A 15,118-nucleotide genomic window follows, 5' to 3' on the forward strand; every position below is an offset into this window, starting at 1 on the left:
GGCAGTTACGAAATGGAATTGTTCCAAATCAATATTCTGGCGGCTTGGCCGCAAAAGCGCCCCAAAAACCGAATGGTAACCATGCGAGGGCTAAGCTAGCGACGTGACCGATACTCCGACCATCCTGGTGTTCGATTCCGGCCTTGGCGGGCTCACGGTGTTGCGCGAGGTCGTGGCCGCGCGCCCGGACGCGCATTACGTTTATGTCGCCGACGATGCCTTCTTTCCCTACGGCCACCACAGCGAGGACGAGATCGTCGCCCGCGTGGTGCCGCTGATGGGGGAACTGATTGGCACGCACGATCCTGACCTCATCGTCATCGCCTGCAACACGGCTTCCACCCTGGTCCTATCGCAGCTACGCGCCGCTTATTCCGTGCCCTTCGTCGGTACGGTGCCGGCGATTAAACCGGCCTGCGCGCAGTCGAAGACCCGCCGCGTCTCGGTGCTCGGCACCAAGGGCACGGTGAAGCGCGAATATACGCGCGCGCTGATCCGCGACTTCGCGCAAGGCTGCGAGGTGACGCTGGTCGGCTCGCCCGAGCTCGCCTCGCTCGCCGAAGCCGCGCTTGGCGGCAAGCCGATCAGCGACGGCGACATCCTCGCCGAACTGAAACCCTGCTTCGTCGGTGACCCCGAGGACGCGACTGCGCGCACCGACACGGTCGTGCTCGCCTGCACGCACTATCCGCTGCTGCTCGAACGATTGAAGAAGCTTGCGCCCTGGCCGGTCGACTGGATCGATCCGGCGCCTGCGATCGCCCGCCGCGTCTCGGATCTGCTGGGGCCGAAAGCTGCCGATCTCGTCCAGACCGGCGCCGAGATGATCTTCACCTCGAACCGCGCGCATGGGCTTGGGCCTGCCTTGATGCCGTTCTTCGGCGGCCGCGTGCCGGCTTAGAGCATGATCCGGAAAAGTGTGCAGCGGTTTTCCGACCAGATCATGCTCCAACAAAACTAAGGCGCTGAAGCGCGGCGCGCTTTAGAGCCGACTTTCGGCCCACGCGGCGGGCTGCTAGCCTCTGCCGTCGTCATCCCGCCGCAGGTTTCCCATGTCGGTCCCATCAACGCCGCTCAACCGTCTCCGCCAGCTTTGGCGCGAGGGCCGTCCCGCCTTCGGCGCGATCGCGACGATCCCGAGCGTGCAGACCGTGCAGATCATGGCGCGCTCGCTCGACTGGATCATCGTCGATCTCGAGCACGGACCGATCGGTCTGTCGGAAGCGCACGCGATGATCGCCGCCACCACGGGGACGCCCTGCACGCCGCTGGTGCGGATCGCGGCCAACGAGCCGTGGCTTGCAAAGGCGCCGATGGACATCGGCGCCTTCGGCATCAATTTTCCGATGATCACCAACCGCGCTGACGCCGAGAAAGCGGTGCGCAGTGTGCGCTACCCACCGCGCGGCGACCGTCTCTGGGGCCCCTTCCACGCGCCATTCCGCTGGGGCCAGTCGATGCCGGATTACATGGCCGGCGCCGACGACGAGATGATCTGCATGATCACCATCGAGCATGTCGACGCGGTCAACCGCATCGACGAGATCATGGCCACGCCCGGCATCGACGTCGCGGTGATCGGCCCCGGCGATCTCGCGACCTCCATCAACAAGCGCGGGCAGATGGATGATCCGGAGCTGCTCGAGCTGATCGCCCGCGCCGAAGTCGGCATCCTCAGAAGCGGCGTGCCGATCGGCGGCGTCGCGCGCACCGCCGAGCAGGCCAACCGGCTGATCGACCGCGGCTACCGCGCGATCGCGCTCGGCTTCGACTGGTCACTGTTCCAGCGCGGCATCATGGCCGCGTTCGAGGGGATCAAGCGCTGAATGGACGGGCTGGCCTTGCCGGGAACGGCGGCGCTGCTAGGGTCTGCCGCTCCAGGGAGGAACTTTCATGATCAAGAAGACTTTGCTCGCTCTGACCTTCGCAGGCCTCGCTTTTTCGGCCTTCGCCCAGCAATCCGGTATCAAGCGCACCCCGCTCCAGAAGATCGACTTTCCGGAAGGCTACACGACGGTGACCGCCGTCGCCGAAGTGCCCCCGGGCGGCGCCGCCGGCCGCCACACTCATCCCGGGATCGAGACGGGCTATGTATTGGAGGGCGAGGCCGACCTCGTCATCGAGGGTCAGCCGGACAAGCATCTGAAAGCCGGCGATTCCTACCAGATCCCGGCCGGCGTCGTGCATGACGCCAAGACCCATGGCGACAAGTCATTGAAAGTCCTTGGGATCTACATCGTCGACAAGACCAAGCCGCTGGCGACGCCAGCCCCATGATGGGCCGAACCGACACCGGCCCCCAGCCGGTTGGTTCGTGCTAGTGCAGACGGCGAGCGGGAGCCCCTCGCCGCACCCCATTTCAATCCGCGGGAACCGGAGAACGATGCGCGGTACACCAAAGCACATTTCGCTGCCACGCCGTCTGATTTGCGACCTCATGCGCGCCTCGATGAGCGTGCCATTCGTTTCCCTGTCCCGACCGCTTCAGATCCGTCCCTTGCTCGAGGCGCGCGCCACCGCGCTGGCGCCAGCCGGTTGGGCCGCGATGTTCGTCAAGGCCTTCGCCCTCGTTGCCCGGGACGAGCCGATCCTGCGCACGGTCTACGCCAAATGGCCCCGGCCGGCGCTTTACGAGCTGCCCAAGAGCGTGGCGCTGATTGCGATCGCGCGGACCGAGGACGGCGAGGAATGCGTGCTGCCGCAGCGGGTCGCGGCCCCGGAGGCCCTGCCGCTCGCCGAGATCGATGCCCAGATCAGGCATGCCAAGGCGGCGCCGATCCAGGATGTGCCGATGTTCCGCAAGATCATGCGGGCGACCCGCCTGCCGCTGCCGCTGCGACGGCTGTCCTGGGCGGTGGGGCTGAATTTCGGCCGCCAGCGGGGCAACTGGTTCGGCAGCTTCTCCGTGACCTCGGTCGCCGCCTATGGCGGCGGCGAGCTCCAGGCCATCACGCCCGGCCCCTTCATCGTCAGCTATGGGGTGGTCGGGCGCGACCAGACCATCCATGTCGTGATCCGCTGGGACCACCGGGTGACCGATGCCGCCCCGATCGCCCGGGTCCTGACCAAGCTGGAACAGGTCCTGAACACTGAAATCGCTGCCGAATTAAGGGGGACCCGGTCAGCGGCCGAGCCGAAGCCGGTCCGGGCAGTCAGGACGTGACGGCAGCGGGCTATTCGCGTTGACAGGACAGCCCAAACTCCCCTAAAAGCCCCCTGCTCGCGGGCCGATTTCGGCCCGCGAAGCGTTTCGCGACCCGTGGTCCTGTTCCTTTCCAAGCTTTGGGGATTGGACCTGTCGGTGCCGGGCTAGCCCGTCACACAGGAGGGCGCGTCTCCTCAAATCATGAACCCTAAGAGGACGCGATGACTAAGCGCAGTGAGGCGAAGTACAAGATCGATCGCCGTATGGGCCAGAACATCTGGGGCCGCCCGAAGAGCCCCGTGAACCGCCGCGAATACGGCCCCGGCCAGCATGGCCAGCGCCGCAAGGGTAAGCTCTCCGACTTCGGCGTGCAGCTCCGCGCCAAGCAGAAGCTCAAGGGCTACTACGCCAACATCTCCGAGCGCCAGTTCCACGGCATCTATGTCGAGGCGAGCCGCCTCAAGGGTGACACCGGCGAGAACCTGATCGGCCTGCTCGAGCGCCGTCTCGATGCGGTCGTCTACCGCGCCAAGTTCGTCTCCACGATCTTCGCCGCGCGTCAGTTCATCAACCACGGCCACATCAAGGTGAACGGCCGCAAGGTCAACATCTCGAGCTACCAGCTCAAGGTCGGCGACGTGATCGAGGTCAAGGAAGCCTCCAAGCAGCTCGCCCACGTGCTGGAGGCGAGCCAGCTCGCCGAGCGCGACGTGCCCGACTATCTCGAAGTCGACCACGGTAAGATGACCGCAAAATACGCGCGCATCCCCGGCCTCTCCGACGTACCGTTCCCGGTGCAGATGGAGCCCCATCTGGTCGTCGAATTCTATTCGCGCTAATAACGAAATTCGAAAGGCCCCGGTTCGCCGGGGCCTTTTTGCTTAAGAGCCACCTCAGTGGCCGTCCCGCCGTCAGGAGGCGCCCCATGCTCTACACCCCTCCCCCCGTCGATCCCAAGGCGCCGCCGGTGCGCGTCAACCTGCTCTCGGACACGCAGACGCGGCCGACCGCTGCCATGCGCGAGGCGATGGCGCGCGCCGAAGTCGGCGACGAGCAGGTCGGCGATGATCCGACCGTGAACGCGCTGTGCGAACGCGTCGCCGATCTCCTCGGCAAGGAGGCCGCGGTGTTCATGCCGTCGGGCACGATGTGCAACGTCACGGCAACGCTGGTGCACTGCCGTCCCGGCGACGAGATCCTCGCGCATGAGACCGCGCACATCATCGCCCGCGAGGGCGGCGCCCACGCCGCGCTCGGCGGCTTCCAGGTTACGCAACTAAAGGGCCCCGACGGCCAGTTCACGCCGGAGACGTTCCGCAAGGCGCTCCATCCGCGCACCCGCTACCAGCCCTCGCAGACGATCGTCAGCGTCGAGCAGACCGCCAATATCGGCGGCGGCACGATCTGGAAGAAAGCGGCGCTGGACGAGATCGTCGCCATCGCGAAAGCAAACGGCCTCGCCACCCACATGGACGGTGCGCGCCTCCTGAACGCCACGGTCGCGACCGGCATCTCCGCGCGCGACATGACCGCCGGCTGGGACTCGGCCTGGATCGACTTCTCCAAGGGCCTCGGCGCACCGATCGGCGGCGCGCTCGCGGGTTCGCGCGCCTTCATCGACGCGGTCTGGCAGTGGAAGCAGCGCCTCGGCGGCTCGATGCGACAGGCCGGCATCTGTGCGGCCGCCTGCATCTACGCGCTCGACCATCACGTCGAGCGGCTTGCCGACGACCACGCCAATGCACGCGCGCTGGCACGCGGGCTGTCGCAGATCGCAGGCATCGACGTGCAGGAGCCCGAGACCAACCTTGTGTTCTTCAAGCCGGACGGCGCCGGCATTCCCGGCGACAAGATGATTGCGGCGTTACGCCAGCGCGGCGTGATGCTCGCGATGATGGATGGGCGCATCCGCGCCTGCACGCATCTCGACGTCACCGCGAGCCAGATCGAGGAGACGATCGGCCACGTCCGCGAGATCGTACGCGGCGCGTAGCGCTCAGCGCCCCATGGCCTGATAGATCAGCGTCTTCAGCGCCAGTTGAATCCGGCCGCGCTGCGATGGGGTCTGCACCATGAAGATCCCGAACAGGTCGTCCTCGGGATCGATGAAGAAGAAGGTGCCGCCCACGCCGTCCCAGCGATACTCGCCGAGCGGCCACGAGGTGGTCGGCGGCACCGAGGTGCGCACCGCAAAGCCGAAGCCGAAACCGCTGGTTGCGCCCGGATAATAGTTCTGGTCGCGCGCGATCCTTGTCTCAGGCCCGATATGATCCGACGCCATCAATGCGATGGTCTCGGGCTTCAGATAGCGCCGACCTTCATAGGTGCCGCCATTCAGCAGCATCTGCGCGAAACGGGCGTAGTCGCCGACTGTGCCGACCATGCCGCCGCCGCCCGATTGCCATTTCAGCGGTCGCCTGATGTCGCGGACCTGCGTCGTCGGATTGATGTTGCGGTCATCCGGCATCGGCTCGGCAATGCGCGAAAATTTGGCGGGATCGGCAACGTAGAATGCAGTCTCGCTCATCCCGAGCGGATCAAGCAGCCGCTCCTTCTCGAACTGCAGCAGCGTTTTCCCCGAGATCACCTCGACGACACGACCGAGCACGTCGGTGGAATAGCCGTAGTCCCACACCGTGCCCGGCTGCTCGGCCAGCGGCAGCGTGGCGATCTTAGCGACGAAGTCGGCATTGGTGAGATCGCCGTTGAAGAGGTTGGCCTCCGCATAGAGCTGGTGCACCGCGCCGCCGCCATAATAGCCATAGGGCAGCCCGGAAGTGTGACGCAGCAGATCCTTGATCGTGATCGGACGATTGAGCGGCTCCAATACCAGCGCGGTCTTGCCGTCCTCGGCCTTGGTCTCGACGCCGACCTTCATGCCGGCAAAGGCCGGAATGTATTTCGAGACGGGATCGTCGAGCGCGAGCCTGCCCTCCTCGACCAGCATCATCACCATGACCGAGGTGATCGGCTTCGACATCGAATAGAGACGGAAGATCGTGTCCGCGCTCATCGAAATCTCGGTCGCGACATCACGGACGCCGAAATTCTCGTAGTAGACCGGCTTGCCGTGCTGCTGCAGCAGCAGAATGGCGCCGGGAATTTTGCCGGTCGCGATCTCGTTCCTGATGTAGTCGGAGACCTTTGCCAGCCCTTCGGGCGAGAAATAGTGCGCAACGCGTCGCTCGGAGCCCGCCTGCGCACCGATTGCACCGAACAAAAGGACGAGCGCCGCGATGAGCGCGCGGCGCCCGCACATGTCACTTCTCCATCGCTTCATAAACCAACTGCTTCAGTGTCCGCTGCACGCGCTGGCGCTCGGTCGGGGTCTGCTCCAAGAGCACGAAGAACATGTCCTGCTTGGGGTCGATCACGAAATAGCAGCCGGAGGCGCCGTCCCACTTCAATTCGCCGAGATCGCCGGGCGGTGGCGGCTTGGCGTTGCCGGGATCGGTGCGAACCGCAAGCCCGAGCCCGAAGCCGAAGCCATCGCCGGGGAAGTAGAAGTAATCGCGATCGACGCCCGAGTTGGGGCCGACCTGGTCGGTCACCATCAGCTTGAACGTCTCCGGCTTGAGAATGGTCTTGCCGTCGAGGCTGCCGCCGTTGAGCAGCATCTGCGCAAAGCGTTCGTAATCCGCCATGGTCGAGACCATGCCGCCGCTGGCGGACTGCCACTTCTTGACCACGGTCGGATCGTTGATCCGGCCGACCCGGAAATCGCTGTCGTTCGGCACAGGCTGCGCCAGAAGCTTCTGCTTCGCCGGATCGGTGACGAAGAAGCCGGTGTCGACCATGCCGAGCGGATCGAGCAGCTTTTCCCGCTCGATCTCGAGCAGTGACTTGCCGGTGGCGACTTCCATGACGCGCGCCAGGATGTCGGTGGAATGGCCGTACTGCCAGAGCGCGCCCGGCTGGTTGTGCAGCGGCAACTTGGCGATGCGCTCGGCAAACTCGGCAAGATCGAAATCGCCCGCATAGATATTCGCGTCGCGATAGGCCTTGCGGACCAGGCTGTCGCCATAAAAGCCATAGGTGACGCCGGAGGTGTGCGTCATCAGGTCGTGCACCGTCAGCGGCCGGTTGGGCGGCACCAGCTCGAGCGACCTAGTGCGATCCTCGGCCTTCTTCTCGACGCCGACCTTCACATTGGCAAACGAGGGGATGTATTTCGAGACGGGATCGTCGAGCTTGATCTTGCCGTCCTCGATCAATCGCATCGCGACCACCGATGTGATCGCCTTGGTCATTGAGAACAGGCGGAAAATCGTCTTGTCCGTGATCGGCGCCTTGCTGATGACGTCCTGTACGCCGAACGCCTCGTGATAGACCGGCTTGCCGTGCTGGCGGATCAGCACCGTCGCGCCGGCGATCTTGCCGGTGGCAACCTCGTTCTTGAAGAACTCACTAATCTTGGCGAGCTTGTCCTGATTGAAATGCGCGCCGGCCGGAACTTCGTAAGTCCCCTCCGCCTGCGCCAGCGACATTGCGCCAAAAGATATCAAGGCGCCGCAAAGCAGCGCGCGCAGCCCAAAATATGAAGTCATATCCCCTCCCCGGAACATGGTCCGGCGGAGTGTACTGACCGGCTCAGTCGGCACAAGAGCCGCTGTGCCGATTGAGTGCCTCGGCATGGAGGGCGGCGCTCGGCTCCGAGAAGCAGCAAAACACGACGCGGGTGACGGAAGGTGCCTCCGGCAGCGCTTCGATCGTGGTGCGGACGGCAATATCGGCGGCCCGGTCGGCGGGGAAGCGGTAGACACCGGTCGAAATTGCGGGAAACGCCACCGAAGTCAGCTCATGCTTCCGGCACAGCGCCAGAGATCGACGATAGCAGGAGGCGAGCAGATCGTCCTCGCCGCTTGTACCATCGTTCCACACCGGTCCCACCGTGTGGATCACGTGGGCTGCCTTGAGCCGATACCCCTTGGTGATCTTGGCGTCGCCTGTCTTGCAGCCATGGAGCATGCGGCATTCGGCGACGAGTTCGGGACCGGCTGCCCGATGGATCGCTCCATCCACGCCGCCCCCGCCGAGGAGCGACGTGTTGGCCGCGTTGACGATGGCGTCAACGCTCAGCGTTGTGATGTCGGCAACAATGATCTCGAGCTGGGCGCCGCCAATCCGGCACGTCAGCTCCGGCATGCGTCAGACCGCGGCGTTGACCGCGACGCCCTTGTCCGAGAAGAGCTGCTGCAACTCGCCGGCCTGAAACATCTCGCGGACGATGTCGCAGCCGCCGACGAACTCGCCCTTAACATAGAGCTGCGGGATGGTCGGCCAGTTCGAATAGACCTTGATGCCGTTGCGCAGCTCGGCGGATTCGAGAACGTTGAGGCCCTTATAGCCGACCCCGAGATGATCGAGGATCTGGACGACCTGGCCGGAAAAACCGCACTGCGGAAACTGCGGCGTGCCCTTCATGAACAGAACCACGTCGTTCGACTTCACTTCGCTGTCGATGAATTCCTCGATGCTCATATCCATGTCCTTCTGGGGCGGAGCCCTCAACAATCGCTTCGGGCGGCTCCGCCGATTTAACCCGATCCTGCCTATATATGTAGCCCAAACTATTGTGCATCCAAAGTAAAATGGCGGCGACGAGGCTCCGGGCGCCCCCTCGGGAGCCCGGCGGGGCGATGGGCTGATGACGCCAATATCATCGCCGGGGAGGACTTTTATCCCGTAACGGAGGCCCTATCTAGGACGAACCTGAATTTTGGAACCGGACTACGCCACCAACGTTCTCTTGTCCTGTCTGGAGAAACACGTGACGAAACAAGCCTCCGCCACGACCACGCCACCGCTTTCGTCACCATTGTCCGTGCCGGGCGGCCTCGCCCAGACACTGGAGGAGGCGTTTCTCGCCGTCCGCAGCGAGACCGAGCGCCGTGCCGCGCCGCTTTCGCCCGAGGACCAGCAGATCCAGTCCATGCCGGATGCGAGTCCTGCGAAATGGCACCGGGCACATACGACGTGGTTTTTCGAGCAGTTTTTGCTCGGCGAACATTGTCCCGACTACCGGCCGTTTCATCGCGACTTCGCGTTCCTGTTCAATTCTTATTACGTCAGCGCTGGCCCCCGTCACGCCCGGCATCGCCGCGGCGACATCACGCGCCCGAGCGCCGATCAGGTCACCGCCTATCGCAAATATGTCGATGAAGCGGTGGTGAGATTCTTCCGCGAGGCCGATGCGGACAAGCTCCGCGCGATCGCGCCGCTGGTCGAGGTCGGCCTCAATCATGAGCAACAGCATCAGGAATTGATGTTCACCGACATCCTGCACGCGTTTGCGCAGAATCCGGTGCTGCCGGCCTACGACGCCGAGTGGCGCTTCCCGGCTGCGACACTGGCGGGCGAGGCGTGGCTGACGCTCAACGAAGGCATCCACAGCATCGGGCATGCCGGCGACAGCTTCCATTTCGACAACGAGAAGCCCGCGCACCGTGCGCTCGTCGGTCCGGTCAGGATCGCGCGCAATCTCGTCACCAACGGCGAATGGCTCGCCTTCATGCGCGACGGCGGCTATCGGACCGCGACGCTGTGGCTCATGGATGGCTTTGCCGCCGTGAACAACGAGGGCTGGGACGCCCCGGGTCATTGGCGCGAGGTCGATGGCGCGTGGCATATGATGACGCTGGCCGGCCTCAAGCCGGTCGATCCCGACGCGCCCGTCTGCCACGTCAGCTACTACGAGGCGGATGCATTCGCGCGCTGGGCCGGAAAGCATCTGCCGACCGAGATGGAATGGGAGGTCGCCGCCCGCGCCGGCCAGCTCAACGACGCCTTCGGCATCGTCTGGCAATGGACGCGCAGCTCATATTCGCCCTACCCCGGCTATCGCGCGATCGAAGGGGCGCTTGGCGAGTACAACGGCAAGTTCATGGTCAACCAGCTCGTGCTGCGCGGCTCCTCGCTTGCAACCCCGGGCGGGCACAGCCGTATTACCTATCGCAATTTCTTCTATCCCCACCACCGTTGGCAATTCACGGGATTGCGGCTCGCCGACTACGACTGAGTTCTCATCCGACGACAACCGCGCGCCGGACAGCGCGTTCAGGAGAGTATCATGAATGTGCACGCCAGCGCTTTGGCCGAGGCCCATCTTCCCGACGAGCAGACCACCGCGTTCGCCCGCGAGGCCATCGAGGACCTATCGCGGCAGCCGAAAAAACTGTCGCCGAAATATTTCTACGACGCGGCGGGATCGGAATTGTTCGAGGCGATCACACGCCTGCCGGAGTACTATCCGACGCGCACCGAGCTTGCGATCCTGAAGGAGCGCGGCAGTGAGATTGCGAAGATCATTCCGGAGCATGCCGCACTGGTCGAGTTCGGCGCAGGCGCGACCACAAAAGTCCGCCTGCTGCTCAAGCACTGCAAGTTCGCCGCCTATGTGCCGGTCGACATTTCCGGCGACTTCCTTAAGGCGCAAGCGAGCGGCCTCAAGCGGGACTTTGCTTCGCTCAGCATCTATCCGGTGGCCGCGGACTTCACCACGCCATTCGAGCTGCCCAGGGCGGTCGCATCGATGCCCAAGGTCGGGTTTTTCCCGGGTTCAACCATCGGCAATTTCGAGCCGCAGGAAGCCCAGGCCTTTCTCAGAAGCGCGCGCGAGATCCTCGGTCAGGGCGCGCTGATGATCATCGGCGCCGACCTCGAGAAAGACGAGCGGGTGCTCTACGACGCCTACAACGATGCCGCCGGCGTCACCGCCCGCTTCAATCTCAATGTGCTGGTGCGGATCAACCGCGAGCTCGGCGGCAATTTCGATCTGTCCGGCTTCACCCATCGCGCGATCTACAATCGCGAGCGGCACCGCATCGAGATGCATCTGATCAGCAAGAAGAGCCAGACCGTGCGCATGCTGGGCACGAGCTTCTCGTTCCGGCCGGGTGAAAGCATCCACACCGAGAGCAGCTACAAATACAGCCTCGAGCGCTTCGCTGCGCTGGCGCGGGGCGCCGGCTGGCGGGTGCGCGAGACCTGGACGGATGCGGCGAAGATGTTCTCGGTGCACGCATTGGAGGCCGCGGAGTAAACACTTCCGGGGCCGAACGCGCCAGTTCGAGCCGCCGTCAGCCGTTGCGTCAGGATATCCCGATTCCCTGGTGCGGATATCGTCGATCCGCCAGCCGGCGATTCAATGCTCCTCGGCCTCTGCCGGTGTCGACCCCAGCGATACCGACTCCCACACGGCGACCACGATCATGATCACGCTCGTCGCGATCGACAGCCATAACGGCGAGAGATCGGCTGCAAACCAGCTCAGCACGAGCAGCAGGACGATGCCGATGCCGTGCGAGAGTTGGAGGAAGCCGCGGATGGAATGCTTGAACAGGATCGTGCCGACCAGGAACACCAGCGGCCCGCCGATCGTACTCACGATGATCCGGATGTCGGAGTGGCCGGTCGGATGTTTCAGCACCAGCTCGTCCGAGACCGCGGTCAGGATGATGCCGGCGACGATCGGCAGGTGCAGATAGGTATAGGCGAGCCGTGCCAGCCGGCCGGATTCGGCGGTCTTCGAGATCAGCTCGGAGCCGGCCTCGGCGCCCTTGTGGAAGTAGATCCACCACATCGCGACGCTGCCGACGAGGGCCGAGACGAAGGCGAGAATGTTCTCCGTGGTCCAGTCCAGCTCGGCGAAGGTCGCGCCGTTGACGACAATGGCTTCGCCGAGCGCGATGATGATGAACCCGGCGCAGCGTTCGGCCATGTGGCCACCTTCAACGGCCCAGGCCTCGATCGACGAGAGGCCCAGCTTCGGAACCCAGAAGCGGGCCGCGGGTGAAACGTATTCGATCGTCAGCGCGACGATCCAAAGCCATAGCCGGGTCTCGCCCTCCGCAAAGCCGCCGAGGATCCAGAAGATCGCGGAGGCGGAGAGCCAGACCAGAATGCGGATGGCGTTGTGCCGTACCGGCGTGCGTTGCGGCGGGGTTGCAAACAGCCAGAATGCCGTGCGTCCGACCTGCATGCTCGCATAGGCGATCGCAAACCACAGTCCACGTCGCTCGAACGCCGTCGGGATCGTCGTCGACAGCACGAGGCCGCCGAGCATCATCAGGAAGAGCAGAATGCGGACTGGCGTCAGCTCGGGATTGAGCCAGTTGGTAACCCAGGTGGTGTAGACCCAGACCCACCACACCGCGAGAAACAGCAACGTGACGTGCACCGCGCCCAGCGGGGTGAAATGGTGCAGCAGCGTGTGCGATACTTGCGTAACCGCGAAGACGAAGACGAGATCGAAGAACAGCTCGGCATAGGTCACGCGGCTGTGCTGGTTCGGGACGATGACACGAAACATCGCGCCGCGAGGATTCTCCGCAGCCATTTTCGTCCCCCGGTCCCGCGATTAAATCAGGTCCCGGGCACTCCGGTCTGCAGCGCCAGCGCGTGCAGCACGCCGCCCATCTGGCCACGCAGCGACTGATAGACGATTTGGTGCTGCTGGACGCGGGACTTACCGCGGAAGGATTCCGAAATTACGGTCGCGGCATAGTGGTCGCCGTCGCCGGCAAGATCACGGATGGTTACCTCGGCATCGGGGATCGCTGCTTTGATCATCGCCTCGATATCGCGGGCGTCCATTGGCATTCGAGTCGCGCTCCTTCTGGTCTCGTTCGGCTTCGAATCACTGCCGGGGTCCCCTACCCGGCAGGGCCAAACTTAGCGTGAACGGTCTTCAAGGTCACGCACCCAGCCACTATATCCGCGATCCGACCAGGATAAAGGCACGACAAAGTGCCGCGCGCGGCAGATTGATCGAAAAGGCGTGAAATCATGAAGCTTCCAGGCCCCGACCACCCCATCACCATCACCCCGAACCCCCGGCGCGTCCGCGTGACGGCGGGCGACATCGTGATCGCGGATACCGCCAAGGCCCTGACGCTGAAGGAGGCCAAGTATCCGGCCGTGCAATACGTGCCGCGCGAGGACACCAACATGGCGCTGCTCGAGCGTACCGACCGCGTTACCCACTGCCCCTATAAGGGCGACGCGAGCTATTACAGCGTCAAGGCCGACGGCACGACACTCGACAACGCGATCTGGACCTATGAGACGCCCTACCCCGCGATGACCGAGATTTCCGGCCATCTCGCCTTCTACCCGGACAAGGTGAAGATCGAGGAAGTGGGGTAACATCCACGTAGGCCCGCCGTCATGGCCGGGTTTGCCGTCTTCGCTAAAGCTGCGCCGGCCCAATACTGAGTAGCCCGGCGAAGCCTTTCGGCGGAGCCGGGTCCCGGTCATCCGCGTTCTTGGCCATCGCAAACGCGAAAGCACGTGGATGCCCGGGACAAGCCCGGGCACGACGACTGACAATGCCGGAGCAGCCTCGCTACGCCCTGAATATCGTGAGACCCAATATCAGCAGCACCAGGAAGATCACGACGAAGATGTAGAACAGGAAGCGGGCGATGTCGGCGGAGGCAGCCGAGATGCCGGTGAACCCGAGTACGCCGGCCACGATCGAAATCAGCAGGAAGATCAGCGCCCATTTCAGGATGGTCATCGCCAGCTCCGACGCGTCGGTGGCCGCTTCAGGCGGCCTCAACCTTTTCGTGAATCCTAACTTCGCCACACCGCGCTGGTTCCTGAGGCCTTCGGGACGCGGGGGCGATGGCGCAAACTGCCCTTGCTGAATCCGGTTCCCGGCGGCACAGTCGGACCGGGGCAGGAACGCAAACCGGGGCGGCCATGATCACGATCTCACAGTCTGCGACGATCGGCGTCGAGGCGGACGCAGCGCCGAAGAGCAAGGCGCGCAACCTGGCACTCGATCGCGCCCGCACCTTCCTGACGCTGGTGGTGCTGCTGCATCACGCGGTGATCCCATATACTTACTTCGGTCACACCGATCCGAAATTCTTCTTCGGCTTCGACATGGTCGTGCTGGCCACCGACAGCTTCTTCATGGCGATGTTCTTCTTCCTGTCGGGCTTGTTTGCGTGGTCGGGCATCGCCCGCAAGGGACCGCTGAACTATTTGGCAGATCGCCTGCTTCGGCTTGGCCTGCCGTTCGTGATCTGCGCGTTCACGGTCATTCCGCTCGCCTATTACGCCATCTCGCTCCGACACCATCCCGAGATCGGCTTTTCGGAATACTGGTGGAATATGGTCACGAAGGGCCCGTGGCCGAGCGGACCGATCTGGTTCCTTTGGGTCCTGCTCGGCTTCGACGTGGTGGCCTGCATATTGTATCGGCTGTCACCCACCCTGCTCGATCCGATCAACCGCCTCTCGCTGCACGGTCGCCGTCGGCCCGAAATGTTCTTCGCGGTCATGCTTGCCGTCACCGCAGCGTTCTATGTTCCTGGGCTGATGCATTATGGACCAAGTAGCTGGTTCGAGTTCGGGCCGTTCTCGGTGCAGCACGGGCGCGTGATGCTTTATGCGAGCTACTTCTTTTTCGGTGCCGGCATCGGCGTCACGAATATGGATCGCGGCCTGCTCGCGGCAGACGGCCGGATGGCGAGGGTTAGCTGGGACTGGATGGTCTTGGCGATCGTTCCGTATTGCCTGCTCTGGGTGCTGATCTACATCAAGCGCGAAATACTGGGAAATCCGTCGCCGCTGCCGAACTGGTATGAGGGGCTCTATGCCATCTGCTTCGCTGTCTTCAGCGTGGCTATCATGTTTCTGATCCTGGCCCTTTTCCAGAGATTCAGACAATCGGGCTCAGCCAAGCTACTCGATCCGATGCAGGCGGACGCCTACGGCATGTTTTTGGTGCACTACCCGATCGCGCTTTGGCTGCAATACTGGCTGTTCGACTATGACCTGCCTGCGATCATCAAGGCGACGATCGGATTCGTGCTGACAGTCGCGTTCAGTTGGGCGCTGACGCGCGCCTTGCGCCAGATCCCCGGGGCAACGAGGGTGCTGTGAGGCGTCCGGCGCAAAGCGCCGCACGATGACAGGCTCCGCGAAATCCGGGTCTCTCGCCGTTGGGAACAGTCCCGGATT

The 15,118-nt window shown here is 63.8% G+C and carries 17 protein-coding genes; 10 read left to right on the top strand and 7 right to left on the bottom strand.

The genetic code is table 11. From position 1 onward, the window contains the following. Nucleotides 1–103: 103 nt before the first annotated feature. The 6 genes from murI (at nucleotide 104) to MTR72_RS32135 (ending at nucleotide 5,138) form a co-directional block, all read left to right on the top strand. A complete protein-coding gene (gene murI, locus MTR72_RS32110; protein ID WP_341511787.1) occupies nucleotides 104–901 on the top strand; it encodes a glutamate racemase in 798 nt (265 codons plus the stop codon). Between the two features lie 151 nt (nucleotides 902–1,052). Then, nucleotides 1,053–1,826 carry an HpcH/HpaI aldolase family protein gene (locus MTR72_RS32115; RefSeq protein ID WP_341511788.1) on the top strand — a complete coding sequence of 258 codons (774 nt, stop codon included), beginning with the start codon at nucleotides 1,053–1,055 and terminating at the stop codon, nucleotides 1,824–1,826. 67 nt (nucleotides 1,827–1,893) lie between these two features. Next, nucleotides 1,894–2,277 (top strand): cupin domain-containing protein, encoded by a 384-nt coding sequence (locus tag MTR72_RS32120; RefSeq protein ID WP_280970003.1) that lies wholly within the window; start codon nucleotides 1,894–1,896, stop codon nucleotides 2,275–2,277. 106 nt (nucleotides 2,278–2,383) lie between these two features. Then, nucleotides 2,384–3,163: an acyltransferase gene (locus MTR72_RS32125; protein WP_341511789.1), complete on the top strand. Its 780-nt coding sequence runs from the start codon at nucleotides 2,384–2,386 to the stop codon at nucleotides 3,161–3,163. Nucleotides 3,164–3,366: 203 nt separating this feature from the next. After that, nucleotides 3,367–3,984, top strand: a complete 618-nt coding sequence (rpsD, locus tag MTR72_RS32130) for a 30S ribosomal protein S4 (protein WP_212407322.1) — start codon at nucleotides 3,367–3,369, stop codon at nucleotides 3,982–3,984. 86 nt (nucleotides 3,985–4,070) lie between these two features. Beyond that, entirely contained in the window at nucleotides 4,071–5,138 is a 1,068-nt protein-coding gene (locus MTR72_RS32135; protein WP_341511790.1) for a threonine aldolase family protein, read from the top strand. Nucleotides 5,139–5,141: 3 nt separating this feature from the next. Here the strand turns inward: MTR72_RS32135 and MTR72_RS32140 are convergent, their stop codons facing one another. From MTR72_RS32140 to grxD, 4 genes are read right to left on the bottom strand one after another with little or no spacing between them, the layout of a single operon-like run. Then, entirely contained in the window at nucleotides 5,142–6,404 is a 1,263-nt protein-coding gene (locus MTR72_RS32140) for a serine hydrolase domain-containing protein (RefSeq protein WP_341511791.1), read from the bottom strand. Between the two features lies 1 nt (nucleotide 6,405). After that, nucleotides 6,406–7,692: a serine hydrolase domain-containing protein gene (locus MTR72_RS32145; RefSeq protein WP_341511792.1), complete on the bottom strand. Its 1,287-nt coding sequence runs from the start codon at nucleotides 7,690–7,692 to the stop codon at nucleotides 6,406–6,408. A 43-nt stretch (nucleotides 7,693–7,735) separates the two neighbouring features. Next, nucleotides 7,736–8,290 (bottom strand): O-acetyl-ADP-ribose deacetylase, encoded by a 555-nt coding sequence (locus MTR72_RS32150; RefSeq protein ID WP_341511793.1) that lies wholly within the window; start codon nucleotides 8,288–8,290, stop codon nucleotides 7,736–7,738. A 3-nt stretch (nucleotides 8,291–8,293) separates the two neighbouring features. After that, nucleotides 8,294–8,626: a Grx4 family monothiol glutaredoxin gene (gene grxD / locus MTR72_RS32155; RefSeq protein WP_280969997.1), complete on the bottom strand. Its 333-nt coding sequence runs from the start codon at nucleotides 8,624–8,626 to the stop codon at nucleotides 8,294–8,296. 289 nt (nucleotides 8,627–8,915) lie between these two features. On the opposite strand from grxD, the gene egtB reads away from it, so the two are divergent. Together egtB and egtD are read left to right on the top strand one after the other, a co-directional pair. Beyond that, nucleotides 8,916–10,163, top strand: coding sequence for an ergothioneine biosynthesis protein EgtB (gene egtB, locus MTR72_RS32160; protein WP_445819652.1), 1,248 nt, complete (start codon nucleotides 8,916–8,918; stop codon nucleotides 10,161–10,163). A 51-nt stretch (nucleotides 10,164–10,214) separates the two neighbouring features. Then, the gene (egtD, locus tag MTR72_RS32165; RefSeq protein ID WP_341511795.1) at nucleotides 10,215–11,186 is read left to right on the top strand and encodes an L-histidine N(alpha)-methyltransferase; all 972 of its coding nucleotides are present in this window, start codon (nucleotides 10,215–10,217) and stop codon (nucleotides 11,184–11,186) included. Between the two features lie 102 nt (nucleotides 11,187–11,288). Here egtD and MTR72_RS32170 read toward each other — a convergent pair whose 3' ends face one another. Both MTR72_RS32170 and MTR72_RS32175 read right to left on the bottom strand, forming a co-directional pair. Next, nucleotides 11,289–12,482, bottom strand: coding sequence for a low temperature requirement protein A (locus tag MTR72_RS32170; protein ID WP_341511796.1), 1,194 nt, complete (start codon nucleotides 12,480–12,482; stop codon nucleotides 11,289–11,291). 26 nt (nucleotides 12,483–12,508) lie between these two features. Further along, the gene (locus MTR72_RS32175) at nucleotides 12,509–12,745 is read right to left on the bottom strand and encodes a BolA family protein (protein WP_027552574.1); all 237 of its coding nucleotides are present in this window, start codon (nucleotides 12,743–12,745) and stop codon (nucleotides 12,509–12,511) included. A gap of 186 nt (nucleotides 12,746–12,931) precedes the next feature. On the opposite strand from MTR72_RS32175, the gene MTR72_RS32180 reads away from it, so the two are divergent. Continuing rightward, nucleotides 12,932–13,291 (top strand): DUF427 domain-containing protein, encoded by a 360-nt coding sequence (locus MTR72_RS32180; RefSeq protein ID WP_280969993.1) that lies wholly within the window; start codon nucleotides 12,932–12,934, stop codon nucleotides 13,289–13,291. A gap of 199 nt (nucleotides 13,292–13,490) precedes the next feature. On the opposite strand, the gene MTR72_RS32185 is transcribed toward MTR72_RS32180, so the two are convergent. Further along, nucleotides 13,491–13,664 carry a DUF1328 domain-containing protein gene (locus tag MTR72_RS32185; protein ID WP_027534540.1) on the bottom strand — a complete coding sequence of 58 codons (174 nt, stop codon included), beginning with the start codon at nucleotides 13,662–13,664 and terminating at the stop codon, nucleotides 13,491–13,493. 185 nt (nucleotides 13,665–13,849) lie between these two features. Here MTR72_RS32185 and MTR72_RS32190 point away from each other — a divergent pair, with 185 nt between their 5' ends. Further along, a complete protein-coding gene (locus MTR72_RS32190; protein ID WP_341511797.1) occupies nucleotides 13,850–15,040 on the top strand; it encodes an acyltransferase family protein in 1,191 nt (396 codons plus the stop codon). Nucleotides 15,041–15,118: the final 78 nt, after the last annotated feature.

This window comes from Bradyrhizobium sp. ISRA442 (assembly GCF_038085055.1).
Lineage (GTDB): Bacteria > Pseudomonadota > Alphaproteobacteria > Rhizobiales > Xanthobacteraceae > Bradyrhizobium.